This is a genomic window from Amycolatopsis sp. lyj-112 (genome assembly GCF_046549055.1).
GTDB lineage: Bacteria > Actinomycetota > Actinomycetes > Mycobacteriales > Pseudonocardiaceae > Amycolatopsis.
Genome location: NZ_JAJPWS010000003.1, coordinates 630,801 through 652,429, shown reverse-complemented (window position 1 = coordinate 652,429; position 21,629 = coordinate 630,801). Strand labels below are relative to the sequence as shown.

Here is a 21,629-nt window from a genome sequence, read left to right as displayed (position 1 = left end):
TGAGCGGTAACATCTCAAGGGCACCCGCGCGATGCTTCCCATGAGTGCAGATTCGCGCACACTCGGTAGATCAAGCTCGTACTCAAGGTCATCAGGACCCCGTGATCGAAAGACCGAGAACCACCCAACGCCGCAGGGAGTCCTATGCCGTCGAACATCGTGCTCGTGACCGGGGTCGGGGGAGACCTTGGCGGGAAGCTGCTCGCCAGACTCGGCAACAATCCGGAGTTCGAGCGGGTGATCGGCGTCGACACCACGCCTCCGCAGAAGTCGGTGCTCCAGCGCATGGGTCGCGCTGAGTACGTCCGCGCCGACATCCGTAACCCGCTGATCGCGAAGGTGATCAGCACCGCCAAGGTCGACACCGTCGTGCACGCCTCGTGCACCGCGCATCCGGCGGGCCCCGCTCGCCGCACGGCGATCAAAGAGGTCAACGTCATCGGCACGATGCGGCTGCTGGCGGCCTGCCAGCGTTCGCCGCTCGTGCGCAAGCTGGTGGTGAAGTCGACGGCCGCGGTCTACGGCGCCGGGGCGCGCTCGCAAGCCGTCTTCACCGAGGATTCGGAGCTCATCCCCACCTCGACCAGCGGCTACGCCAAGGACGCCGTCGAGATGGAGGGCTACGTCCGCGGGCTCATGCGCCGCCGTCCCGACATCACGACGACGCTGTTCCGCTTCGCCAACATCATCAGCCCCGAGATCGACACCGTTCTTTCGCGTTACTTCGCGCTGCCGGTCGTCCCGACCGTCTTCGGCTACGACGCCCGGATCCAGCTGCTGCACGCCTCGGACGCCCTGGCCGTTTTCGAGCAGGCGACGGTGGACGACAAGCCCGGTGTGTTCAATGTGGGCTCGGAAGGGGTACTCACCCTTTCACAGGCGATCCGGCGAGCGGGCCGGGTCGAGCTGCCGATGCCCAGTGGTGTCGTGCCGTCGGTCGGGAAGGTCCTGCGCGGTGCTCGCGTGGTCGACTTCTCCGCCGACCAGGTCCGGCTGCTGAACTTCGGCCGGGTCGTGGACATCACGAAGCTCAAGAAGGACTTCGGCTACACCCCGCGCTGGACGACGCGCGAAGCGTTCGACGACTACATCACCGGCCGCGGGCTGAGGCCCGTGGTGGACGGCGGCCGGCTGGCCGGGTTCGCCGGCAAGGTCCTGGTCGCCGCGGCGACCGGACAGGCGACGCACCGGTGAGCACGCCGGACGGATACGAGAACACTCCCCAGAACTCTCACGAAGGCGAGGCGGAAGACGTGAGCGGCGCTGAAGCGCAGGTCATCCCGTTGCACGGCCCCGGCAGAGAGAAGCCGGAAGCGGCCGCGCACGCGGACCGCGATCTTCGCGAGTCCGAAGAGGCACAGGAGCACTTGAGGCAACAGGAGCGCAGGCCGGACGCACCCGTCGTGGAGTTCCCCGGCGCGGCGCGGATCTCGCCCGCGAAGACCCGTCCCGCCGTCGAGGCGGCGGACGCCCTCCCCGCCTCGCTCAAGGCGGCGCTGGGGTTCTTGCGGGACAGGCTGACCGGTGACTACACGGTCGACGAGTTCGGCTTCGACGCGGAGCTGACCGACACACTGCTGATGCCGCCCCTGCGCGCGCTGTACGACAAGTGGTTCCGCGTCGACACCTTCGGCGTCGAGAACCTGCCCACCGACGGCGGCGCGCTGCTGGTGTCGAACCACTCCGGCACGATCCCGCTGGACGCGCTGATGACCTCCGTTGCGGTGCACGACCACGCACCCGGTAACAGGCATTTGCGCGGCCTCGGCGCGGATCTGGTGTTCCAGGTGCCGCTGGTCGGTTCGTTCGCCCGCAAGTCCGGGCAGACCCTGGCCTGCAACGCCGACGCGGAACGCCTGCTGCGCAAGGGAGAACTCGTCGGCGTCTGGCCGGAAGGGTTCAAGGGGATCGGGAAACCGTTCTCGTCGCGGTACAAGCTGCAGCGGTTCGGCCGTGGCGGTTTCGTGTCCGCGGCGCTGCGGACCGGGGTGCCGATCATTCCCGTGTCGGTCATCGGCGCGGAGGAGATCTACCCGAAGATCGGCGACATCAAGCTGCTCGCGCGGCTGCTCGGCCTGCCGTACTTCCCGGTGACGCCGCTCTTCCCGCTGCTCGGCCCGCTCGGCGCGATCCCGCTGCCGACGAAGTGGAGCATCGAGTTCGGCGAGCCGATCCGCACCGACTCCTATGACGCGGACGCCGTCGACGACCCGATGCTGGTGTTCACGCTGACCGACCAGGTGCGGGAGTCGATCCAGCAGTCGCTGTACAAGCGTCTCTCCCAGCGGAAGAGCGTCTTCAAGGGCTAGAACCGCGTCACTAGCGTGATTAGAGCCGTCACTCGCGTGATTGGGGCCGGAACTCGAGAGTTCCGGCCCCAATCACGCGAGTGACGTGTTCAAACACGCGAGTTACGCGTCAGCGGCGCCGGTAGGCCATGCCGGCCGCGACCGCGCCGGCCACGGCGCCGACGCCGAGCACCGACGGAACGCCGATCTTCGCCGCCTTCCGTCCGGTCCGGAAGTCGCGGATCTCCCAGCCGCGTGCCCGCGCGACGTCGCGGAGGCCACCATCGGGGTTCACCGCCACGGCGGTCCCGACGACCGACAGCATCGGCACGTCGTTCTGGGAGTCCGAGTACGCCGTGCAGCGCTTGAGGTTCAGCCCTTCGCGTGACGCCAGCGCCCGTACGGCGTGCGCTTTCGCCCGGCCGTGGAGCAGATCCCCGACGAGACGGCCGGTGTAGACGCCGTCCTTGGTCTCCGCGACCGTGCCCAGCGCGCCGGTGAGGCCGAGGCGCCGCGAGATGATGGCCGCGAGTTCGATCGGGGTCGCGGTGACGAGCCAGACGCGCTGGCCGGCGTCGAGGTGCATCTGCGCGAGGGCCCTGGTGCCGGACCAGATCTTGTCCGCCATCAGCTCGTCGTAGATCTCTTCGCTGATGTCGGTCAGTTCCTGCACGGTGCGGCCGGCCACAAAGGACAGTGCGCGCTCGCGGTGGGTCTTGATGTCTTCCTTGTTCTCGCGACCGCCGAGCCGGAATTTCACCTGCTGCCAGACGAATCCGGCCAGATCGGCGGACGTGAAGAACTTGCGCGCGGCCAGGCCGCGGGCGAAGTAGAAGATCGACGCGCCCATCATCATGGTGTTGTCGACGTCGAAGAACGCGGCCGCGGTGAGGTCCGGTGGCGCGGGTGGGACGGGCGGCTCGGCGGCCGCTGCGGACGCGGTCGCCATGGCGGCCTCGGCCGACGCCTCGCCCGCGAGCGCGGCCAGCCGTTCGAGCTCTTGACTCTTATCCCTGCCCCGCCAAACTGACACGCACACCGCCTCCGGAATCCCAGGTGCCTGTGCACAGCGTAGCGAGCGCTCCACCGGCCTGTCCCGGGTGTGGCGCCTGCCTCATCGACACCGAGTCAGCCGATGATGATCGGCGGTAACCCCGGGATGAGCGGCGGAATCGAAATCAGCGGCGGCGGCCGGGTGGTGGACGTCGCCGGGGGCGGCTTCGTCGGCGTCGGTGTGGCCACCACAGGCGGCGGTGTGCCGCCCGACGGCGGGGCGAGCGGTCCGGTCGGGGTCGCGACGTCCACTCCCGAAGACGGCGGCAGCGCGCTCGGCGACGGCGATCCGGTCGGCACCGAGGGCGGCACGGTGGTCGTCATGGGCGGGAGGGCGGCGTTGGGGGAGTCGGGGTTGCGGACGCAGTCCCCGGCGGCCGGGACGGCGCCCAGATCGTCGGACGAGCCGGTGGTGATCGTGTAGCAGACCAACCGCGAACCGAGGTCCGTCGTGCGGGCCTGGACCTTGTCGAGCAGATCGCGGGCGGCGGTGAACTTGTCGCGCGCTTCGGCGGGCGCTTGGCCGACCTGGACGCCGAGCCGGGCGGACTGCTGCCGCGCCCATGAGCGCAGTTCGGTGAGGCGCGTCTGGCCGCCCTGGTCGGTGACGAGCGCCGTCAGCTGGGTGACCCCGGCGCGCAGATCGGTTTCGAAGTCGGCGAGACCGGTGAAGTAGGCCCCGGTGCCGGCGCCCTGGCGGGTCAGCTCGTCGAGTTCGCCGACGCGGTGCGTGGCGAACTCCAGGTGCTTCTTCGCCTTCTCCTGGTCGTCGAAGGTCAGCCCGAGCGCGGCCGATTCCCCGGCCCGTTTGATGCCGTAGAGCGGATCGCCCGGCAGCGCGTCCTTGGACAGCAGCAGCGTCAGGCCGCCCAGCGCGACCACGAGCGCGACGGCGGCCGCGGCGAGATTGGCGACGGCGTGACCGCGCCGCTTGGGCGGAGCTTCGGCTTCGGCGAGACGTCCGGCGATCTCCTCGCGGATCCGTCGGCGCGTTTCGGCGTCCGGCGCACCGCTCGTCCCCAGCTCGCGCAGACCGCCGACGACGGCCAGTTCGTGCGCGAACTCGTCGTCGTCCGGATTCGCGGCACCGTCGACGAGGTCCGCGAAACGGTCACCGTCCGCTCGCTCCCGCGCGAACCATCCCGGCACGCCCACGGTCCTGCTCCGTCTCCATGCGTTCAGCCGGTCCTGACACCGGTCTGGCTGGAAAACGAGCGGGAACGCCCTGTGGTTACGGAGTTGACCGGTGTCAACGCAAAGATGAGACTTTAACGCAAACCAGTGGGCAGAAGTTGTGCCAAACGGCGTACCGCGCGGTGCTGGAGGGCCTTTATGGCGCCTTCGTTGCGCTTCATGATCGCGGCGGTCTCCGCGACCGAGAGTCCCTGCAGGAACCGCAGCACGATGCACTCGCGCTGGTCTTCACCGAGTTCGGCGACGCAACGCAGCAGCTCGGCGCGGGTAGCGCGGCTGATGGCCTGCTGTTCCGGCCCCGCGACGGCCTGCACGCCGACGTTCCCGAGCGGCGCGCCGCTCGGCTCGGAGACCTCGTCGGTCACCACTTCGAGGCGGAACCGGCTCGATTTCACGTGGTCGAGGATGATGTTGCGCGCGATGGTGACGAACCAGGCGCCGACGTCACGCCCCTGGTAGCTCACGGACGTGATGCGGCGCAGCGCGCGAAGGAAGGTCTCACTGGTGACGTCTTCGGCCAGGTCCCGGTCGCCGAGGCGGAACAGGACGTAGCGGTAGACGACGTCGACGTAGCGGTCGTAGAGCCGGCCGAACGCGGACGTGTCGCCGCCCTGGGCGGCGGTGACCAGCTCCCAGGCTTCGGCCTTCGCGGCCTCGGCCGCCGCGTCGGTGGTGTCTTCGGCCCTGGCCTGCCGGGACGACGGCACCCCGGTGAGGCCGCTGCGACGCAGGATGTGCCCCGCCAGCATCGAGACGGGCTTCGGCACGGGAAAGGTCATGGGGCACCTCCCGTTCCGGACAGGAAGAGTCGGCCCGCATGTCCCACCGCCGCGTGGGCCTGCAAGATCTGCACGTCCGACTCCCTTTCTCACCATCGAGTGATCAACACCACTCGACGACGACCAGCAGCATACGTGTAGTTACCGCGAAGTAGGTAGCGGTGCCGGGGTTACGGAACTGCGACGAAAGCGTGTGGGCCCCATGACGGTGGCCGAGATGACAAACTGACAACGCCGTCCATCTCAGGGAAGAGGTTCGCAGTTGAGCGCGGAGCAGGTTGCCGAACGAAGCGTGCCCACCTTGCTCTCCGAGGCGGCCCGGCAGTGGCCCGGGAAGACGGCCGTCTTGGAGACCGGCGGCGGGGCTTCGCTGACCTGGTCGGAGCTCGACAGCGCCGCCCATGCGCTGGCTCGCGCCCTGCTCGACGCGGGGATCGACCGCGGTGACCGGGTGGCGCTGCGGCTGCCGACGTCGGCAGCCTTCGCCGTCTCGTTGTTCGGGGCCTTGCGGGCGGGCGCGGTGGTCGTGCCGATCTCTCCGCAGGCTCCGGTGGCGGAGCTGACCGGGCTGCTGGAGCACAGCGGCGCACGGATCGTCCTCGAACGCGAGACCACCGAAGAGCTCCCCGATGGAGTGACGAGCCTCTCACCCCGAGTTACCTCGGATGGAGTAGCGGAGCCGGTCGAGACGGTCGGCGCCGGTGAGGACATCGCGGTCCTCTCGTACACCTCCGGGACCACCGGCCCGCCGCGCGGCGTGATGCTTTCGCACCGCGCGCTGCTGTCGAACCTCGACCAGCTGAGCCAGATCGTCCCGACGCCGCTCGTCCACGGCGACCGCGTGCTCATCACCATCCCGCTGTTCCACGTCTACGGCCTCGGCCCGGGCCTGCTGCAGACGACCTCCGTCGGCGCGACGGCCGTCCTGTCCGAGCGGTTCCTCGCCGAGCGCACGCTGGCCGACTGCGCGGAGCTGCGGGTGACCTCGATCGCCGGTGTGCCCGCGATGTACGCCGAGTTCGCCGCGATGGACCCGGAGGAGCTGGGCCGCAGCCTCTCCACCGTCCGCCGGATGACCTCGGGCGCGGCGCCGCTGCACCCCAAGATCCTCACCGCGCTGCGCGGGGCCACCGGGCTGGACGTCTACGAGGGCTACGGCCTCACCGAATGCGCGCCGGTGGTCACCACGACGCTGGTCACCGGCTACCCGAAGCCGGGTTCGGTCGGGCGGCCGCTGCCCGGCGTCGAGGTCCGGCTGGTCGACAGCGACGGCGACGCGACCCCCGTCCCGCTCGACCCCGACGACCTCGTCGACGCCTTCGACGAGGACGGCGGCACCGGCCTGGTGTCGATCCGCGGCGCGAACCTGTTCTCCGGCTACTGGCCCGACGGCTCGCACGGTCCCGACGCCGAGGGCTGGTTCCGCACCGGCGACGTCGGCTACCTCGACACCGACGGCGACCTGCACCTGGTGGACCGGGCCAACGACCTGATCATCGTCAACGGGTTCAACGTCTTCCCGCACGAGGTCGAGAACGTGATTTCGCAACTGGACGAGGTCTTCGAGGCGGCCGTCGTCGGCGTCGTCGACGAGCGCACCGGCGAGGCGGTCAAGGCCGTCGTCGTCCCCGTGTCCGGCGCCTCCCTTTCGGAGCAGCAGGTCGTCGAGCACTGCGCGGAGAACCTGGCGGGCTACAAGGTGCCGCACACGGTCGAATTCGCGGAGTCCCTGCCGCATTCGGCGACGGGGAAACTGCGCCGTATCAAGCTGCGATAAGAATTGAAGGCATGGCACACCAAGTGACCGTCATGACCCGGACGGGCTGCCACCTGTGCGAGGTCGCGGAGCAGGACATCGAACGGATCTGTGGCGAGCTGGGCGTGGCCTGGTCGGCCCAGGACGTCGACAGTGATCCCGAATGGCGGGCCGAATACGGCGACCGCGTGCCGGTGATCCTGATCGACGACGCCGAGCACGGCTACTGGCGCGTCGAAGAGGACAGGCTCCGGAAGGCGCTGGCGTAACACACTCGTAAGGGCGAACAGCCGACCTCAGGCCCTCTCGCTGGTGAAGATGGAGTCGTGGACGACGAACGCAAGCTCACCTACCCGCAAGCCGCGCTGACCAGCCTGCTCGCCCTGGTCGCCGCACTCGGTGTGGGGCATCTCGTCGCGGGCTTCGTCGGGTACACCGCTTCGCCGTTCGTCGCGGTGGCGAACTTCGTCATCGACCACAGCCCGCACGCCGTCGTGGCCTGGGCCGAACAGACGCTGCAGACCTGGGACAAGGTCGTCCTCAAACTCGGCCTCGCCGTGGTCCTGGTGCTGTTCGCCCTCCTCACCGGATGGCTTTCGCAGCGAAAGCCGCTTCCGGGGCAGGTGCTCATCGGCCTGCTCGGCGCGGCCGGCGTCGCCGCCGTCTACGTGCGCACCGACCTCGGCCAGATCGCGCTGCTGGCGCCGGTGGCCGCGGTGGTCGCCGGTCTCGTCGTGTTCACCCGGCTGCATCTGTTCTTCCTGCCGCGCGTGTTCTTCGACGATCGCGAGGGCGACGGGCCGGACCGCCGGAAAGTGCTGATCACCGGGGTTTCCGTCGCCGCCGGAGCCGGTGTCGCCGCGCTCACCGGCCAGTTCGTCGGCACCCGGAAGAACGCCGAAGACTCCCGGGCCGCCGTGGGCAGGCTCGTCGCGGCGAGGACCGCGCCGCCGATCCCGCCCGACGCGGACTTCGCCAAGTTCGGCACTCCGCCCTTCTTCACACCTTCGCGTGACTTCTATCGGATCGATACGGCGCTGGTCGTCCCGCAGGTGCGCACCGAAGACTGGAGCCTGCGGATCCACGGCATGGTCGACCGCGAAGTCACCTATTCGTATGACGACCTCCGCTCGCGACCGCTCATCGAACGCGACGTCACCCTGTGCTGCGTCTCCAACGAGGTCGGCGGCCCGTACATCTCCAACGCGCGCTGGCTCGGCATCGACCTCCGGGACCTGCTGATCGAGGCGGGCGTGAAACCCGGCGCCGAGCAGATGTTCGCGACCAGCGTCGACGGCTGGACCTGCGGAACCCCGGTCGAGGCGGCCCTGGATCCGGCGCGTGGCGCGATGCTCGCCCTCGGCATGAACGGCGAACCGCTGCCGATCGAGCACGGTTTCCCCGCGCGGATCGTGATCCCCGGGCTGTACGGCTACGTGTCCGCCACGAAATGGGTGACCGAACTGGAGATCACCACCTGGCAGGAGCGCGAGGCGTACTGGCTCAACCGCGGCTGGGGCCGCGAGGGGCCGGTGAAGACCCAGTCGCGGATCGACGCCCCCGGCTCGGCGGTGAACGCGGGGAAGGTGGTGGTGTCCGGGATCGCCTGGGCGCAGCACACCGGCGTCGCGAAGGTCGAGATCCGCGTCGACCAGGGTCCGTGGCAGGCGGCTGTCCTGTCGGCCGAGACGTCGAAGGACACCTGGCGGATGTGGTGGACCGAGGTCGACGTCGCTCCCGGCCAGCACCAGGTCGCCGTCCGTGCGACCGACCAATCGGGCTATACGCAGACGGAAGAACGCGTCGGAACCGTCCCCGACGGCGCCACCGGCCTGCACACGGTGTCTTTTGGCGCGCGCTGACGCGCGACTTACGCGCAGGTCGGTGACCATAACGGTCTCCCCAAGGGCGCTCTGCGCCCGACGGAGACTTCACCTCGCGCGCCTCTTTGGCCGAAGGCCACGGAAGCGTTTTGCAGGGCGCCATCTTGCTCGACGTGAGGTGCCTCGGGCCTGCGCCCTGCGGGACGTTTCCGTCAGCGCGCGACCTTCAACACAGCCGCTACCTGTGACTTTGTGCCTGCGTTCACAAATGGCTACCGTAGAGCCATCGCCTCCGATGGGTGCCCGGCATCGAACCGGACTCAGCACTTCGGGTCAAGAGCCGATTTCCTGGTTCAGGCGATTCATGTCGTCAGAAGGATCAGAGGAGCGGACAAGAGTGGTGTCGCAACGAGGCCGGCGCAGCCGGGTGACACCGGATGCCGACAACGCCCCCACCGCCGAGATGCCCGCGGTCGAGACCAGCGGCGAGCCGGAAGCGGTACGCGCGAAGTCGATCCCCGAAGCGGCGGTCGCCCGCCTCGCCGTCTACCTGCGAGTGCTCTCCGGGTTGTCCGAGCAGGGCGCGACCACGATCTCCAGCGAGGAACTCTCGCAGGTCGCGGGCGTGAATTCCGCGAAACTCCGCAAGGACCTGTCCTACCTCGGCTCGTACGGCACCCGCGGCGTCGGCTACGAGGTCCAGGTGCTGGTCAGCCAGATCGAGCGGATCCTCGGCCTGACCCGCAAGCACAAGGTCGCCGTGGTCGGGATCGGTAACCTCGGCCACGCGCTGGCCAACTACGGCGGGTTCCCCGGCCGCGGTTTCCCGGTCGAGGCGCTGTTCGATCTCGACCCGGACCTGGTCGGCGTGCCGGTCGGCGGCCTCCCGGTGTCGCATCTCGACGACATCCCCAAGGTTTGCGCCGAGCGGCAGATCTCGATCGGCGTCATCGCCACTCCGCCCACCGCCGCGCAGTCGGTCTGCGACCGCCTTGTCGCAGGTGGCGTGCAGTGCATCCTGAATTTCGCACCGGTGGTGCTGCAGGTACCACCGCAGATCGAGGTCCGCAAGGTGGATCTCGCCGTAGAGCTGCAGATCCTGTCGTTCCACGTCGCTCGCCGCGCCGATCTGGCCGCTAATGGCAATGGCGAGGGAGACTCTGGCCCCAAGGGAGCCGAGAATGGCAGCGTGAACGGCCACGGCAATGGATTGGTGGTGCGCTGAATGAGCGTGTTGGCGGTCGGGCTCTCGCACCGGAGTGCCGAGCTGAACACCCTGGAACGCGTCGCGGTCCCCGCGACCGATGTGACCAAGGTGCTCCACGAACTGCAGCAGGCCGAGCACGTCAGCGAGGCCATCCTGGTCTCCACCTGCAACCGCATCGAGGTCTACGCCGTCGTCGAGACCTTCCACGGCGGCCTCAACGACGTCTCCGACGTGCTGGCCCGCCAGGCCGGGATGCAGCCCGCGGACCTCTACGACTCGCTGTACGTGCACTACGCCGGCGCGGCGATCGAGCACCTGTTCTCGGTCACCTCCGGCCTGGACTCGATGGTCGTCGGCGAGACGCAGATCCTCGGCCAGATCCGGTCCTCCTACGCCACCGCGCGCGACGCCGGCACCGTCGGCCGCACGCTGCACGAGCTGATCCAGACCACGCTGCGCGTCGGCAAGCGTGTCCACGCCGAAACCGGCCTCGACAAGCTGGGCGCGTCGGTCGTTTCCGAGGCTTTGGCCGCGGCCGGGGACATCGCCGGCAAGCACGCGCTGATCGTCGGCGCCGGCTCGATGGGCGCGCTGACCGCGTCCCAGCTGCGCAAGTCCGGGATCGGCGAGATCACCATCGCCAACCGCACCGAGGCCAAGGCCGCCCGGCTCGCCGCCGCGAGCGTCGAGCAGGGAGTGCCGGCCAAGGCGGTCCAGATGAGCGGTATCGCGGCCGCGGTCGCCGAGGCGGACGTCGTCGTCTGCTGCACCGGCGCGCAGGCCGCGGTCTTCACCGCCGAACACGTCCCGGCCCGCGACGGCCGCCCGCTCGTGGTGTGCGACCTCGGCCTCCCGCGTGACGTCGAGCACGACGTCGCCGCGCTGGCCGGCGTCACCGTCGTCGACCTCGAGACCATCCAGCGCCGCATGCGCGAGGCGGGCACCCCGACCACCGACCGGCAGACCGCGAAGGCCACCGGGATCGTGCTCGACGAGGTGCGCGACTACCTCGCCGGTCAGCGCAGCGCCGAGGTCACCCCGACGGTGACGGCGCTGCGGCGCCGCGCGGCCGAGGTCGTCGACGCCGAGCTGCTGCGGCTGGACAACCGCCTGCCGGACCTCGAAGCCGGGGTCCGCGAGGAGGTCGGCCGCACGGTCCGCCGGGTGGTCGACAAGCTGCTGCACGCGCCGACGGTGCGGGTCAAGCAGCTGGCCGCCGAGACGGCCGACACCGACTACGCCAACGCGCTGCGCGAGCTGTTCTGCCTCGACCCGCAGGCGCCCGCGGCCGTGGCGAGTCCCACGTCAACGCCGAGAGACAGTGATCATCAGTGAGCAGAGTCATCCGTATCGGGACGCGCGGCAGCAAACTCGCCCTCGCGCAGACCGGCACCATCGCCGACGCCCTGCGGGCCACCGGGGCCGAGGTCGAGCTCGTCACCGTGACGACCCCGGGCGACAAGTCGTCCGCGCCCATCCCGACGATCGGGGTCGGCGTCTTCACTTCCGCGCTGCGCGAAGCCTTGCTGCGCAAGGAAGTCGACGTCATCGTGCATTCGTACAAGGACCTGCCGACGAAGCCGGAGGCCGGGATCACGCTGGCCGCCGTGCCGCGTCGCGAGGACCCGCGTGACGCGCTGATCGCCCGTGACGGGCTGACTTTGGGCGAGCTTCCGCCGGGTTCGACCGTCGGCACCGGCTCGCCGCGGCGCACCGCGCAACTGCGCGCGCTCGGTCTCGGTTTGGAAATCGTGCCGATCCGAGGCAATATCGACACCCGCATGCGCAAGGTCGCCGACGGAGAGCTCGACGCCGTGGTCCTCGCGCGTGCCGGACTGGCCAGGATCGGCCGGGCGGAGGAGATCACCGAGACCCTCGACCCGATCCAGATGCTGCCCGCTCCCGCGCAGGGTGCGCTGGCGGTGGAGTGCCGGGCCGAAGACGTGGATCTCGAGCACCTGCTCGGGTCCACAATGGACGATGAAGGAACCCGTGCCACGGCGACGGCCGAGCGGGCTCTGCTCGCGGCGCTGGAGGCCGGGTGCAGCGCACCGGTCGGAGCGCTGGCGGAGATCGTCGAGGACCTGGACGCCGATGGGCGGGTCGTCGAGCGGATCTCGTTGCGGGGTACCGCTGCCGTCGAAGGAGACGGAGACGCGGTCGACATGGTGCGGGCGTCCGCGCTCGCCGACTGCCACGATGCCGAACAGCTCGGCCGGACACTGGCCGCCGAACTGCTGGACCTCGGGGCCGGGGCACTTTCCGGTCCCACTCAGTGAGCCAAGCCAGAACGTTGATGATCCGGCCGCGAACGACTACGGCCGCTTAAGAGGAGAACGTAGAAGATGACCCCCGTGCGAAAGACCACAGGGCGTGTCGCCTTCGTGGGCTCGGGCCCTGGTGACGCCGGTCTGCTGACCGTCCGCGCTCAGGAGCTGCTCGCCAAGGCCGAGGTCGTGGTGACCGATCCGGACGTGCCTTCGGGCGTCCTGGCCTTCACCGCGGAGGGCGCCGAAGTGCGTCCCGCCGTCGGCGAGGCCACCGAGGTCGCCAAGGACCTGGTGAACGAGGCCAAGGCTGGTCGGCTGGTGCTCCGGCTGATCGCCGGCGACCCGCTGACCCAGCCCGCCGTGGTCGCCGAGGTGCAGGCCGTTTCCCGGACCAGCGCCGTCTTCGACATCGTCCCGGGTGTTTCGCCCGGCGCGGCCGTCCCGGCCTACGCCGGCGTCGCGCTCGGTGGCACGCACACCGAGGTCGATGTCCGCGGTGACGTCGACTGGGCCGCGCTGGCCGCCACCCCGGGCCCGATCGTGCTGCACGCGACTTCGGCGCATCTGGCCGAGGCCGCGTCCGCGCTGACCGAGCACGGGCTGCCGGCGTCCACCCCGGTGGCGGTGACGTCCAACGGCACCATCAACACCCAGCGCACCCTCGACACCACGCTGGCCACGGTCGCGAACGAGGCGGGCGAGCTCGTCGGCCCGCTGATCGTCACCATCGGCCAGGCCGTCGGCCAGCGGTCGAAGCTGTCGTGGTGGGAGTCGCGCGCGCTGTACGGCTGGAAGGTCCTGGTGCCGCGCACCAAGGAGCAGGCCGGAGAGATGGCGGAGCGGCTTCGCGGCCACGGCGCCACCTCGCACGAGGTCCCGACCATCTCGGTCGAGCCGCCGCGCAGCCCCGCGCAGATGGAACGCTCGGTCAAGGGCCTGGTCGACGGCCGCTACCAGTGGATCGTCTTCACCTCGACCAACGCCGTCCGCGCGGTCTGGGAGAAGTTCGAAGAGTTCGGCCTCGACGCGCGGGCGTTCTCCGGCGTGAAGATCGCCTGCGTCGGCGAATCGACCGCGGCGAAGGTGCGTTCCTTCGGCATCATCCCCGAGCTGATCCCGGAGGGCGAGCAGTCCTCGGAGGGCTTGCTCGCCGAATTCCCGCCGTACGACGACGTTCTCGACCCCGTCGACCGCGTGCTGCTGCCGCGGGCGGACATCGCCACCGAGACCCTTTCGGCCGGCCTGCGCGAGCGCGGCTGGGAAATCGACGACGTCACCGCGTACCGCACCGTGCGCGCCGCGCCGCCGCCAGCCGACACCCGCGAGATGATCAAGACCGGCGGTTTCGACGCGGTCTGCTTCACCTCGTCCTCGACCGTGCGGAACCTCGTCGGCATCGCCGGCAAGCCGCACACCCGCACGCTGGTCGCGTGCATCGGCCCGAAGACCGCGGAAACCGCCGTGGAGTTCGGGCTGCGGGTCGACGTCCAGCCCGAGAAGGCCGACGTCCCGCACCTCGTCGACGCGCTCGCCGAGCACGCCGCCCGGCTCCGTGCCGAGGGTGCGCTTCCGCCGCCGCGCAAGGCGAAGCGAGCCCGTCGCTCCTGATTCCGTAGCGGAAAACCCCCTTCTCGCCTGATGCGGGAAGGGGGTTTCTTCTTTAGCGAAACCTTTCCTCCGGCTTAGCGGCGAGCGCTAGCTTGGGTGGGAATCCGGTGAACGAGCACCGGGGAATCGCTGGGGAGTGATCATGAGATCTCTTGTTCATGCCGCCAGAATCAGTGTCGCGCTGGGTGCTTTCGCACTCGGTTTCGCCGGGCTCACGGGTACCGCCGCCGCGGTGCCGGCCACGCCGTTCGAGGTTTGCAGTCCACTCGGCTGCGCGGTGCAGAGCGTGAGAGGCACCGTCGAGAACGTCGGAGGCCAGAGCCGGGTGGTGGCCACCGTCAGCGACAGTTCGCCCGCCGCGACGCTCACCGCCCAGTTCGTCCTCGCCGGACCGCCGTCCGTGGCGCACCGGGTCGTCGCCGACAACGAGACGAAGCGGGTCGTCTTCACTTCTCCGACCGTCGCGACCAGGCTGACCGTGACCGCCTGCGCGTCGACCGCCGGATGCAACACGAAGACCATTCCGCTCTAGAAGCGCTTGAGGCCCTTGGACCGCCGCGTTTCGTCCTCTAGTTGCGGTAGTTGCGCGTGCAAGTACCGCAACTAGAGGACGAATTGCGTGGCGGGGCGGGCCCCCGGGGCTCAACTGAAGAACTTCACGACCTCGTTGTAGGCGAGGTAGGCGAACATCGCGAGACAAAGGCCCAGCAGGCCGTTCGAAAGCCAGCTCGACCGTCCGTCGCGCGGGACCCGTGACGTATTGAGCATCACCAGCAACGTCGCCGCGAGGAACGGCATGAACAACGAGCCCAGCACGCCGTAGATCACGGTGAGCTGGAACGGCTGATCGAGGAACAGCAACGCCATCGGCGGAAAAGTCAGCCACAGCACGTAACCCCGGTAGGCGGTGCTGCGTTCGCCGGCCTTCTTCTCGTACGTCTCAAGGCTTTCGTTCTCATTCGCGGGCAGCCGCAGGATGCGCCACCAGTCCGCGAAGAGCAGGCTCACGCCGTGCCAGACGCCGATCACCGACGTGAACGAAACCGCGAAGAAGCCGATGAGGAACGGGATCCGCGCCCACTGCCCGTAGTCGGCGGCGAGGGTGTCGCCGAGGAACAGCAGTCCCTTGTCGCCGGAGATGATCTTCTGGCCCACCAGCAGTTCCGCGCCGACGATCAGCATCGCGATCACGAAGATCCCGGTCATGATGTACCCGACCGCGTTGTCGGTGCGCATCATCGAAAGCCATTTCGACGAACGCCAGCCCTTCGCGAGGGTCCAGTAGCCGTAGGCCGCCATGGTGATCGTGCCGCCGACGCCGCCGACCAGGCCGAGGACGTAGACGAGCGAGCCGTCGGGCAGCGTCGGGATGGCGCCCTTGCCCAGCGCGGCGAAGTTCGGCACGACGAGGATCGCGGTCCCGACGACGGTGATGAACATGACGCCGACCAGCACGGTCATCAACTTCTCGAGGATCGCGTAGCGGCCGAACCACACCAGCGCGAAGCCCAGCAGGCCGCAGATCATCGCCCAGTACCGCACCGAAATCGCGGGGAAGAGCGCGTTGAGCGGCAGTCCCGACGCCGACATCGCCGTCGCGCCGTAGACGAACCCCCAGATCACCGCGTAGATCCCGAAGTAGATGAGCGCCCACATGCCCAGCGAGCGCCAGCCGGAGAGGATCGTCCGGCCCGACGTCAGATGCCAGCGGCCGACCGCTTCGGCCAGCGCGAGTTTGAAGATCGTCCCGACGAGCACCGCCCACAGCAGCGTGTACCCGAAGCGCGATCCGGCCACCATCGTGGCGACGAGGTCGCCCGCGCCGACGCCGGTCGCCGCGGCCATGATCCCTGGCCCGACCTGGCGCAGCCGTGCGCGCCAGCCGACGGGCGGTTCTTCCAGTTGGTCGGTCACCGTTGAGCTCGACATGCGGGGCAATGTAACCCGGATCACAGCGAGGACGAACCGGGCAAAGGCGACTCTTAACCGTCCCTTAGGGAACGTCGCTCGACCGGACCAATCGTCCGTTCATCGCGCCTGAAACCAGTTCTCAAGCGGGCCGGAGTACCGTCGTAAGCGTGTTTCCTGAGCATCGTCCCCGCAGGCTTCGTACCACTCCGGCCATGCGCAGGCTGGTCGGTGAGACGACGCTGCGCCCGCGTCAGCTGATCCTCCCGATGTTCGTGGCCGAGGGCATCGACACGCCCCGCCCGATCTCGAGCATGCCCGGGGTCGTCCAGCACACCCGCGACACGCTGCGCAAAGCCGCCGTCGACGCGGTCAACGCCGGTGTCGGCGGCCTCATGCTGTTCGGCATCCCGAAGAACCGCGACGCCGAAGGCTCCGGCGGCGTCGACCCGAACGGCATCCTCAACGTCGCCCTGCGCGACCTCCGGGCCGAACTCGGCGACTCGACGGTCCTGATGGCCGACACCTGTCTCGACGAGTTCACCGACCACGGTCACTGCGGCGTCCTCGACGCCGAGGGCGGTGTCGACAACGACGCGACGCTGCGCGTGTACGCGGAAATGGGCGTGGCGCAGGCGGAAGCGGGGGCGCACCTGCTCGGGCCCAGCGGGATGATGGACGGCCAGGTCGGCGTCATCCGCGCCGCGCTCGACCGCGCCGGGCACACCGACACCGGGATCCTCGCCTACTCGGCGAAGTTCGCCAGCGCGTTCTACGGGCCCTTCCGCGAGGCCGTCGATTCGCAGCTGAAGGGCGACCGCAAGACCTACCAGCAGGACTCGGGCAACGCGCGCGAAGCGCTGCGCGAGATCGAGCTGGACATCGCCGAGGGCGCGGACATGATCATGGTCAAGCCCGCACTGTCCTATTTGGACGTCATCAAGGCGGCCGCCGAGGCTTCGCCGGTCCCCGTGGCGGCGTACAACATCTCGGGCGAGTACGCGATGGTCGAGGCCGCCGCGGCGAACGGCTGGCTCGACCGCGAGCGCACGATCCTCGAGGTGCTCACGTCGATCCGCCGCGCGGGCGCGGACATGACCCTCACCTACTGGGCCGCCGAAGCCGCCGCCTGGCTCGACTGACTCGTGAGCGGCCTTCACGTAGGCTGCCCCGCGTGAGCGACAGCACAGCGGACGAGACCGACGACGAGCGCCGCGTCCGGGGGATGGCTCCCGACCCGATCCTGCCGGGACAGAAGCCGCCGGCGATCACCGTGCCGACACCGGTCGCCCTCTCCTTCTGGCTCTGGGTCGCGGCCGGCGTCGTCCTGGTGGCCGGGCAGGTCACCCTCCTGGTCATGAAGCAGGAACTGATCGACGGGGTCCTGAAGCAGATCAAGGAGAACCCGGTTCCCGGGCAGCCGGTCGACCCGGCGCAGGTCGCGGGCGGGCTGGAGACGCTGCTCTGGCTCCTGCTCGGCGGCGCGGTCACCTTCGCCGTCCTGTTCGCGTTGTTCGCCTACAAGGCCCGCGAGGGGACACGTTCGGCCAGGACCGTGCTGACCGTCGGAGCGATCTTCCTGGTGCTGGTGGAGCTGCTGTTCTTCCGCGGCGCGCTCAACCTGTTCCTGTTGCTGGCCACGCTGCTGGTCGCGATCGCGCTGCTCCTGATGTACCTCCCCAGCGTCGCGAACCATTTCCCGAAGGTCGGGCGCGAACTGCCATGACGCCTGAGCCGGCCCTCTACGGCGAGCCCGGTGTCGGCTGGACGGCGCTGGTGTGGGCGCCGCTGTTCGCCCTCGCGGGCGCGCTCGCGGAACTGACCACCGGTGGTCCCGTGCACTGGCTGGCCTGGATCCTGGTCGCCGCCGGGCTGGTGCTGATCACCGTGCCGTGGGTGTACGCCCGGCGCCGCTACCTCTCGCTGGAGGTCACCGCCGAGGGCTTCCGGCAGGGCCGGGAAACCCTGGAGGCGGCCCGGATCGCCGAGGTCCTCGAAGACGAGGCGCCGGTCGGCGCACGGGTCCTCGGCGGCGGCTATACGGTCCCCAAGAAGTACGACGAAGTCGGGCTGAAGCTCGACGACGGCGTCTTCGTCCGCGCGTGGGCCAAGGATCCGGACGCCTTGAGTGAGGCTCTCCAGGGTTTGGTGCGTGCTCGCACCACAGAGTCATGAGAAGCTGCTCATTGTGATCGACCTTCCCCAGCCGACCGGCGCCGATCTGTGGCCACCGGAGGACGCCCGGCCGTCGCCCCGGCTGCACAAACCCCTGCGCGCCGTGGTGGGCGCCGTCGAGCTGATCCTGGCCGCGTTCGCCATCTGGGGTGTCTTCGCTTGCTGGAAGGCCGGCGTCGTCCCGGTCCGGATCACCTACGGCGAAACGACGCTCGAATCGCAGCGCAACTTCGGCGGCCCGCTCGCCGGCGCCATCGGGCTGGGCGTGCTGGCCGCGATCCTCGTGGTGGACGCGATCCGCCAGTTCCTGCTCGCCGTCCGGACCAAGGCGCGCAAGCCCAAACCCAAGGACTAGCGCCGTCTAGTTGAGCCAGACGACGGCGGCGTTGACCGCGGTCGAGAACAGCAGCCACAGCAGGTACGGCACGAGCAGCCAGGCCGCGAGCTTCGACCGACGCCCGAAGGCCCCCATCGTGACCAGCACCACGAGGTCCAGCACGACGACGTCGGCCAGCGCCAGCACATGCGCGCCGCCGGCGAAGAACAGCGGCGTCCACAGCAGGGTGAGCAGCAGGCAGACGCCGTAGAAGGCGAAGCCGCGGGTTTCGCCGTCGGTCCGCCAGTAGCACCAGCCCGCGACGGCGAGCAGCAGGAGCATCGCCGTCCACACCGGACCGTAGAGCCCGCTCGGCGGCGCCCACGACGGGCGGGCCAGCAGGTTGTGGGCCTCCGAGCGAGTGGCCACGGCCAGCGCGGCGACCGCCCCGACGATCGCCGACAGGGCGAGGAATCCGGCCAGCGCCTGCCAGCGCAGGCGCCGGTGGTGGGTCGGCCGGGAAGGCACCGTGGACACGTGGATTCCTCCGCGAGGTTTCGACGGGAGTGATCCCACCCTAGTGGGACGGGTCACGCCGCGCCCGTAACCGCGAGGACTCGGCGGCGGGTGTCCTCGGGTATTTGCGAGACTGGGGGACGTGACTACCGGAGTCGATCAGTCCAAGGCATGGTTCGAACGAGCGAAGGCCGTGGTCCCGGGTGGGGTGAACTCCCCGGTGCGGGCCTTCAACTCCGTCGGCGGCACCCCGCGCTTCATGGTGCGAGGCGAGGGTCCGTATCTCTGGGACGCCGACGACAACCGCTATGTCGACCTGGTCTCCTCGTGGGGGCCGATGATCCTCGGGCACGCGCATCCGGACGTCGTCGCCGCGGCGCGGGAAGCGGCGGTCCACGGGCTGTCGTTCGGTACGCCGACCCGCGGCGAGGTCGAACTGGCCGAGGAGATCATCGGGCGCGTCGAGCCGGTGGAGCAGATCCGCCTGGTCAACTCGGGTACCGAGGCGACGATGAGCGCGATCCGGCTGGCCAGGGGATTCACCGGCCGTCCGAAGATCATCAAGTTCGCGGGCTGTTACCACGGCCATGTCGACGCGCTGCTCGCCGAAGCGGGCTCCGGCGTCGCGACGCTCGGTCTCCCGACTTCGCCCGGCGTCACCGGCGCGCAGGCGGCGGACACGATCGTCCTGCCCTACAACGACCTCGACGCGGTCCGGAAGTCCTTTGTGGACAACCCGGACTCGGTCGCGGCGATCATCACCGAAGCGGCCGCGGGCAACATGGGCGCGGTCGCCCCGCACGAGGGGTTCAACGCGGGGCTCAAGGAGATCGCGCACGAGCACGGCGCCCTGCTGATCATGGACGAGGTGATGACCGGCTTCCGCGTCTCCAAGGCGGGCTGGTTCGGCCTCGAAGGCGTCGCCGGTGACCTGTACACCTTCGGCAAGGTGATGTCCGGCGGGCTGCCCGCCGCGGCCTTCGGCGGACGCGCCGACATCATGGCGAAGCTGGCCCCGATGGGGCCGGTCTATCAGGCTGGGACGCTGTCGGGGAATCCCGTCGCCGTCGCCACCGGGCTCGCGACGCTGCGCGCGGCCGACGACGCCGTGTACGCGGCCCTCGACGCCAACGCGAAGCGGCTCGGCGACCTGTTCGGCCGGTCGCTGACCGAGGCCGGTGTCACGCACACCGTGCAGTACGCGGGAAACCTGGTCAGCGTGTTCTTCAGCGACAGCCCGGTGACGAACTACCCGGGCGCGCAGGCCGCCGAGACGTGGCGGTTCCCGGCGTTCTTCCACGCCCTGCTGGACAACGGCGTGTACGCGCCGCCGAGCGCGTACGAGGCGTGGTTCGTCAACGCGGCCATGGGCGACGCCGAGTTCGAGATCATCGAGTCCGCGCTGAGCGTGGCCGCTCGCGCCGCCGCCGAGGCGGTCCAGGCATGAGCGAGACGACGATCGTTCACCTGCTCCGCCACGGTGAGGTGCACAACCCGGACAAGATCCTCTACGGCCGTCTGCCCGGCTTCAAGCTCTCCGACCGCGGACAGCGCCAGGCGCTGACGGTCGCCGAAGCCGTCGCGAAGCACGACATCGTGCGCGTCATCGCGTCGCCGCTTCAGCGCGCGCAGGAGACCGCCGCCCCGATCGCCGCCGCGCACCGGCTCGACGTCGACACCGACGACCGGCTCATCGAGGCGGACAACCAGTTCGAGGGGGAGAGGGTCGCCGTCGGCGACGGCGCGCTGCGCCAGCCGAAGCACTGGCCGAAGCTGGTCAACCCGTTCCGGCCGTCTTGGGGCGAGCCGTACGTCGAGATCGCGCACCGCATGCTGGGCGCGATCTACCGGGCCCGCCAGGCCGCCGAGGGACACGAGGCGCTGTGCGTCTCGCACCAGCTGCCGATCTGGACCGTGCGGCGGTTCCTGGAGGCGAAGCGGCTCTGGCACGACCCGCGCGTCCGGCAGTGCTCGCTCGCTTCGCTGACCAGCCTGGTCTTCGAGGGCGAGGAACTCGTGCGGATCGTCTACAGCGAGCCCGCCGGCACGACCGACCCGAAGGTGACCGGCGCATGAAGCGGCTCGTGGCGGCCGTTCTCCTGCTGGCGCTCGTCGTCACGGGCTGCACCACCGGCAAGGACGCCGTCGTCACGGGCGGCACGTTCAACTTCGTGTCGCCGGGCGGGAAGGTCGACATCACCTACGACGTCGCGGACCGCCAGCAGTCGCCACCGCTGTCCGGCGACGACCTGATGAACGAGGGCAAGCAGCTTTCGATCGCCGACTTCCCCGGCAAGGTCATCGTGCTGAACCTGTGGGGCCAGTGGTGCGGGCCGTGCCGTGTCGAGGCGCCGGAGATGCAGAAGGTCTACGAACAGACGAAGGCGTCCGGCGTCGAGGTGGTCGGCATCGACCTGCGGGACAACGACCGGGCACCGGCGCAGGACTTCATGCGCGACCGGAAGCTGACCTACCCGTCGATCTACGACCCGTCGGGGCGGACGCTGCTGCAGCTCTCGGGCTACCCGCGCAACATCATCCCGTCGACGATCGTGCTGGACAAACAGCACCGCGTCGCCGCCGTCTACCTGCGGGACCTGCTGGCTTCCGACCTGCTTCCGGTCGTCCAACGCCTGGTCGCCGAACCCGCCTGACCGCTTCCCGCGTTTCGTCCTCTAGTTGCGGTACTTGCGTGTGCAACTACCGCCCTTAGAGGACGAAACGCGGAAAGCGGGA

General features: G+C 69.5%; 22 protein-coding genes. 17 read left to right on the top strand and 5 right to left on the bottom strand.

Features of this window, described 5'->3' with window-relative positions; all coding sequences use genetic code 11:
- The first annotated feature begins 144 nt into the window (after nucleotides 1–144).
- Both ACLJRL_RS15165 and ACLJRL_RS15160 read left to right on the top strand, forming a co-directional pair.
- Nucleotides 145–1,194: an NAD-dependent epimerase/dehydratase family protein gene (locus tag ACLJRL_RS15165; protein WP_410656763.1), complete on the top strand. Its 1,050-nt coding sequence runs from the start codon at nucleotides 145–147 to the stop codon at nucleotides 1,192–1,194.
- Nucleotides 1,191–2,309, top strand: coding sequence for a lysophospholipid acyltransferase family protein (locus ACLJRL_RS15160; RefSeq protein WP_410656762.1), 1,119 nt, complete (start codon nucleotides 1,191–1,193; stop codon nucleotides 2,307–2,309). Before ACLJRL_RS15165 ends, ACLJRL_RS15160 begins: the two co-directional genes overlap by 4 nt.
- A gap of 109 nt (nucleotides 2,310–2,418) precedes the next feature.
- Here the strand turns inward: ACLJRL_RS15160 and ACLJRL_RS15155 are convergent, their stop codons facing one another.
- From ACLJRL_RS15155 to ACLJRL_RS15145, 3 genes are all read right to left on the bottom strand, one after another.
- A complete protein-coding gene (locus tag ACLJRL_RS15155) occupies nucleotides 2,419–3,321 on the bottom strand; it encodes an HAD family hydrolase (protein WP_410656761.1) in 903 nt (300 codons plus the stop codon).
- Nucleotides 3,322–3,416: 95 nt separating this feature from the next.
- Entirely contained in the window at nucleotides 3,417–4,496 is a 1,080-nt protein-coding gene (locus ACLJRL_RS15150) for a DUF5667 domain-containing protein (RefSeq protein ID WP_410656760.1), read from the bottom strand.
- A 113-nt stretch (nucleotides 4,497–4,609) separates the two neighbouring features.
- Nucleotides 4,610–5,314 carry a sigma-70 family RNA polymerase sigma factor gene (locus tag ACLJRL_RS15145; protein WP_410656759.1) on the bottom strand — a complete coding sequence of 235 codons (705 nt, stop codon included), beginning with the start codon at nucleotides 5,312–5,314 and terminating at the stop codon, nucleotides 4,610–4,612.
- Nucleotides 5,315–5,606: 292 nt separating this feature from the next.
- Here ACLJRL_RS15145 and ACLJRL_RS15140 point away from each other — a divergent pair, with 292 nt between their 5' ends.
- The 8 genes from ACLJRL_RS15140 to ACLJRL_RS15105 all read left to right on the top strand — a co-directional run bounded on the left by ACLJRL_RS15140 (nucleotide 5,607) and on the right by ACLJRL_RS15105 (nucleotide 14,510).
- The gene (locus ACLJRL_RS15140) at nucleotides 5,607–7,091 is read left to right on the top strand and encodes an AMP-binding protein (protein WP_410656758.1); all 1,485 of its coding nucleotides are present in this window, start codon (nucleotides 5,607–5,609) and stop codon (nucleotides 7,089–7,091) included.
- Between the two features lie 11 nt (nucleotides 7,092–7,102).
- A complete protein-coding gene (locus tag ACLJRL_RS15135; protein ID WP_410656757.1) occupies nucleotides 7,103–7,339 on the top strand; it encodes a glutaredoxin family protein in 237 nt (78 codons plus the stop codon).
- Between the two features lie 57 nt (nucleotides 7,340–7,396).
- Complete coding sequence (locus ACLJRL_RS15130) at nucleotides 7,397–8,932, top strand: molybdopterin-dependent oxidoreductase (RefSeq protein ID WP_410656756.1); 1,536 nt, start codon at nucleotides 7,397–7,399, stop codon at nucleotides 8,930–8,932.
- Between the two features lie 358 nt (nucleotides 8,933–9,290).
- Nucleotides 9,291–10,118: a redox-sensing transcriptional repressor Rex gene (locus ACLJRL_RS15125; RefSeq protein ID WP_410656755.1), complete on the top strand. Its 828-nt coding sequence runs from the start codon at nucleotides 9,291–9,293 to the stop codon at nucleotides 10,116–10,118.
- Nucleotides 10,119–11,435 (top strand): glutamyl-tRNA reductase, encoded by a 1,317-nt coding sequence (locus ACLJRL_RS15120; protein ID WP_410656754.1) that lies wholly within the window; start codon nucleotides 10,119–10,121, stop codon nucleotides 11,433–11,435.
- Nucleotides 11,432–12,379 carry a hydroxymethylbilane synthase gene (gene hemC / locus ACLJRL_RS15115; protein WP_410656753.1) on the top strand — a complete coding sequence of 316 codons (948 nt, stop codon included), beginning with the start codon at nucleotides 11,432–11,434 and terminating at the stop codon, nucleotides 12,377–12,379. The genes ACLJRL_RS15120 and hemC overlap by 4 nt, the downstream gene beginning before the upstream one ends.
- Nucleotides 12,380–12,445: 66 nt before the next feature.
- A complete protein-coding gene (locus ACLJRL_RS15110; protein ID WP_410656752.1) occupies nucleotides 12,446–13,978 on the top strand; it encodes a uroporphyrinogen-III synthase in 1,533 nt (510 codons plus the stop codon).
- Between the two features lie 142 nt (nucleotides 13,979–14,120).
- Entirely contained in the window at nucleotides 14,121–14,510 is a 390-nt protein-coding gene (locus ACLJRL_RS15105; RefSeq protein ID WP_410656751.1) for a hypothetical protein, read from the top strand.
- A gap of 110 nt (nucleotides 14,511–14,620) precedes the next feature.
- On the opposite strand, the gene ACLJRL_RS15100 is transcribed toward ACLJRL_RS15105, so the two are convergent.
- The gene (locus ACLJRL_RS15100; RefSeq protein ID WP_410656750.1) at nucleotides 14,621–15,907 is read right to left on the bottom strand and encodes an Nramp family divalent metal transporter; all 1,287 of its coding nucleotides are present in this window, start codon (nucleotides 15,905–15,907) and stop codon (nucleotides 14,621–14,623) included.
- A 149-nt stretch (nucleotides 15,908–16,056) separates the two neighbouring features.
- Between ACLJRL_RS15100 and hemB the strand changes: the two genes are divergently transcribed.
- Genes hemB through ACLJRL_RS15080 form a run of 4 tightly spaced genes read left to right on the top strand, consistent with a single transcriptional unit; the run spans nucleotide 16,057 to nucleotide 18,416 of the window.
- On the top strand, nucleotides 16,057–17,028 hold the full coding sequence (gene hemB, locus ACLJRL_RS15095) for a porphobilinogen synthase (RefSeq protein WP_410656749.1): 972 nt from the start codon (nucleotides 16,057–16,059) through the stop codon (nucleotides 17,026–17,028).
- Nucleotides 17,029–17,060: 32 nt separating this feature from the next.
- The gene (locus ACLJRL_RS15090; RefSeq protein WP_410656748.1) at nucleotides 17,061–17,612 is read left to right on the top strand and encodes a hypothetical protein; all 552 of its coding nucleotides are present in this window, start codon (nucleotides 17,061–17,063) and stop codon (nucleotides 17,610–17,612) included.
- Nucleotides 17,609–18,061 (top strand): hypothetical protein, encoded by a 453-nt coding sequence (locus tag ACLJRL_RS15085; RefSeq protein WP_410656747.1) that lies wholly within the window; start codon nucleotides 17,609–17,611, stop codon nucleotides 18,059–18,061. Before ACLJRL_RS15090 ends, ACLJRL_RS15085 begins: the two co-directional genes overlap by 4 nt.
- Nucleotides 18,039–18,416, top strand: a complete 378-nt coding sequence (locus ACLJRL_RS15080; RefSeq protein ID WP_410656746.1) for a hypothetical protein — start codon at nucleotides 18,039–18,041, stop codon at nucleotides 18,414–18,416. The genes ACLJRL_RS15085 and ACLJRL_RS15080 overlap by 23 nt, the downstream gene beginning before the upstream one ends.
- A gap of 6 nt (nucleotides 18,417–18,422) precedes the next feature.
- Here ACLJRL_RS15080 and ACLJRL_RS15075 read toward each other — a convergent pair whose 3' ends face one another.
- Nucleotides 18,423–18,914 carry a tryptophan-rich sensory protein gene (locus ACLJRL_RS15075; protein ID WP_410656745.1) on the bottom strand — a complete coding sequence of 164 codons (492 nt, stop codon included), beginning with the start codon at nucleotides 18,912–18,914 and terminating at the stop codon, nucleotides 18,423–18,425.
- Nucleotides 18,915–19,035: 121 nt separating this feature from the next.
- Here ACLJRL_RS15075 and hemL point away from each other — a divergent pair, with 121 nt between their 5' ends.
- The 3 genes from hemL to ACLJRL_RS15060 are packed head-to-tail and all read left to right on the top strand — an operon-like array spanning nucleotide 19,036 to nucleotide 21,547.
- Complete coding sequence (gene hemL, locus ACLJRL_RS15070; RefSeq protein ID WP_410656744.1) at nucleotides 19,036–20,340, top strand: glutamate-1-semialdehyde 2,1-aminomutase; 1,305 nt, start codon at nucleotides 19,036–19,038, stop codon at nucleotides 20,338–20,340.
- Nucleotides 20,337–20,969, top strand: coding sequence for a histidine phosphatase family protein (locus ACLJRL_RS15065; protein WP_410656743.1), 633 nt, complete (start codon nucleotides 20,337–20,339; stop codon nucleotides 20,967–20,969). The genes hemL and ACLJRL_RS15065 overlap by 4 nt, the downstream gene beginning before the upstream one ends.
- Nucleotides 20,966–21,547, top strand: a complete 582-nt coding sequence (locus ACLJRL_RS15060; protein ID WP_410656742.1) for a TlpA family protein disulfide reductase — start codon at nucleotides 20,966–20,968, stop codon at nucleotides 21,545–21,547. Before ACLJRL_RS15065 ends, ACLJRL_RS15060 begins: the two co-directional genes overlap by 4 nt.
- The last annotated feature ends 82 nt before the right edge of the window (nucleotides 21,548–21,629 follow it).

Bases quoted from the DNA above. Each gene is read 5' to 3' on its own strand.
- ACLJRL_RS15165 (WP_410656763.1), top strand. From the start codon at position 145: ATGCCGTCGAACATCGTGCTCGTGACCGGGGTCGGGGGAGACCTTGGC.
- ACLJRL_RS15085 (WP_410656747.1), top strand. From the start codon at position 17,609: ATGACGCCTGAGCCGGCCCTCTACGGCGAGCCCGGTGTCGGCTGGACG.
- ACLJRL_RS15135 (WP_410656757.1), top strand. From the start codon at position 7,103: ATGGCACACCAAGTGACCGTCATGACCCGGACGGGCTGCCACCTGTGC.
- ACLJRL_RS15060 (WP_410656742.1), top strand. From the start codon at position 20,966: ATGAAGCGGCTCGTGGCGGCCGTTCTCCTGCTGGCGCTCGTCGTCACG.
- ACLJRL_RS15065 (WP_410656743.1), top strand. From the start codon at position 20,337: ATGAGCGAGACGACGATCGTTCACCTGCTCCGCCACGGTGAGGTGCAC.
- ACLJRL_RS15110 (WP_410656752.1), top strand. From the start codon at position 12,446: ATGACCCCCGTGCGAAAGACCACAGGGCGTGTCGCCTTCGTGGGCTCG.
- ACLJRL_RS15100 (WP_410656750.1), bottom strand. From the start codon at position 15,907: ATGTCGAGCTCAACGGTGACCGACCAACTGGAAGAACCGCCCGTCGGC.
- ACLJRL_RS15120 (WP_410656754.1), top strand. From the start codon at position 10,119: ATGAGCGTGTTGGCGGTCGGGCTCTCGCACCGGAGTGCCGAGCTGAAC.
- ACLJRL_RS15105 (WP_410656751.1), top strand. From the start codon at position 14,121: ATGAGATCTCTTGTTCATGCCGCCAGAATCAGTGTCGCGCTGGGTGCT.
- ACLJRL_RS15145 (WP_410656759.1), bottom strand. From the start codon at position 5,314: ATGACCTTTCCCGTGCCGAAGCCCGTCTCGATGCTGGCGGGGCACATC.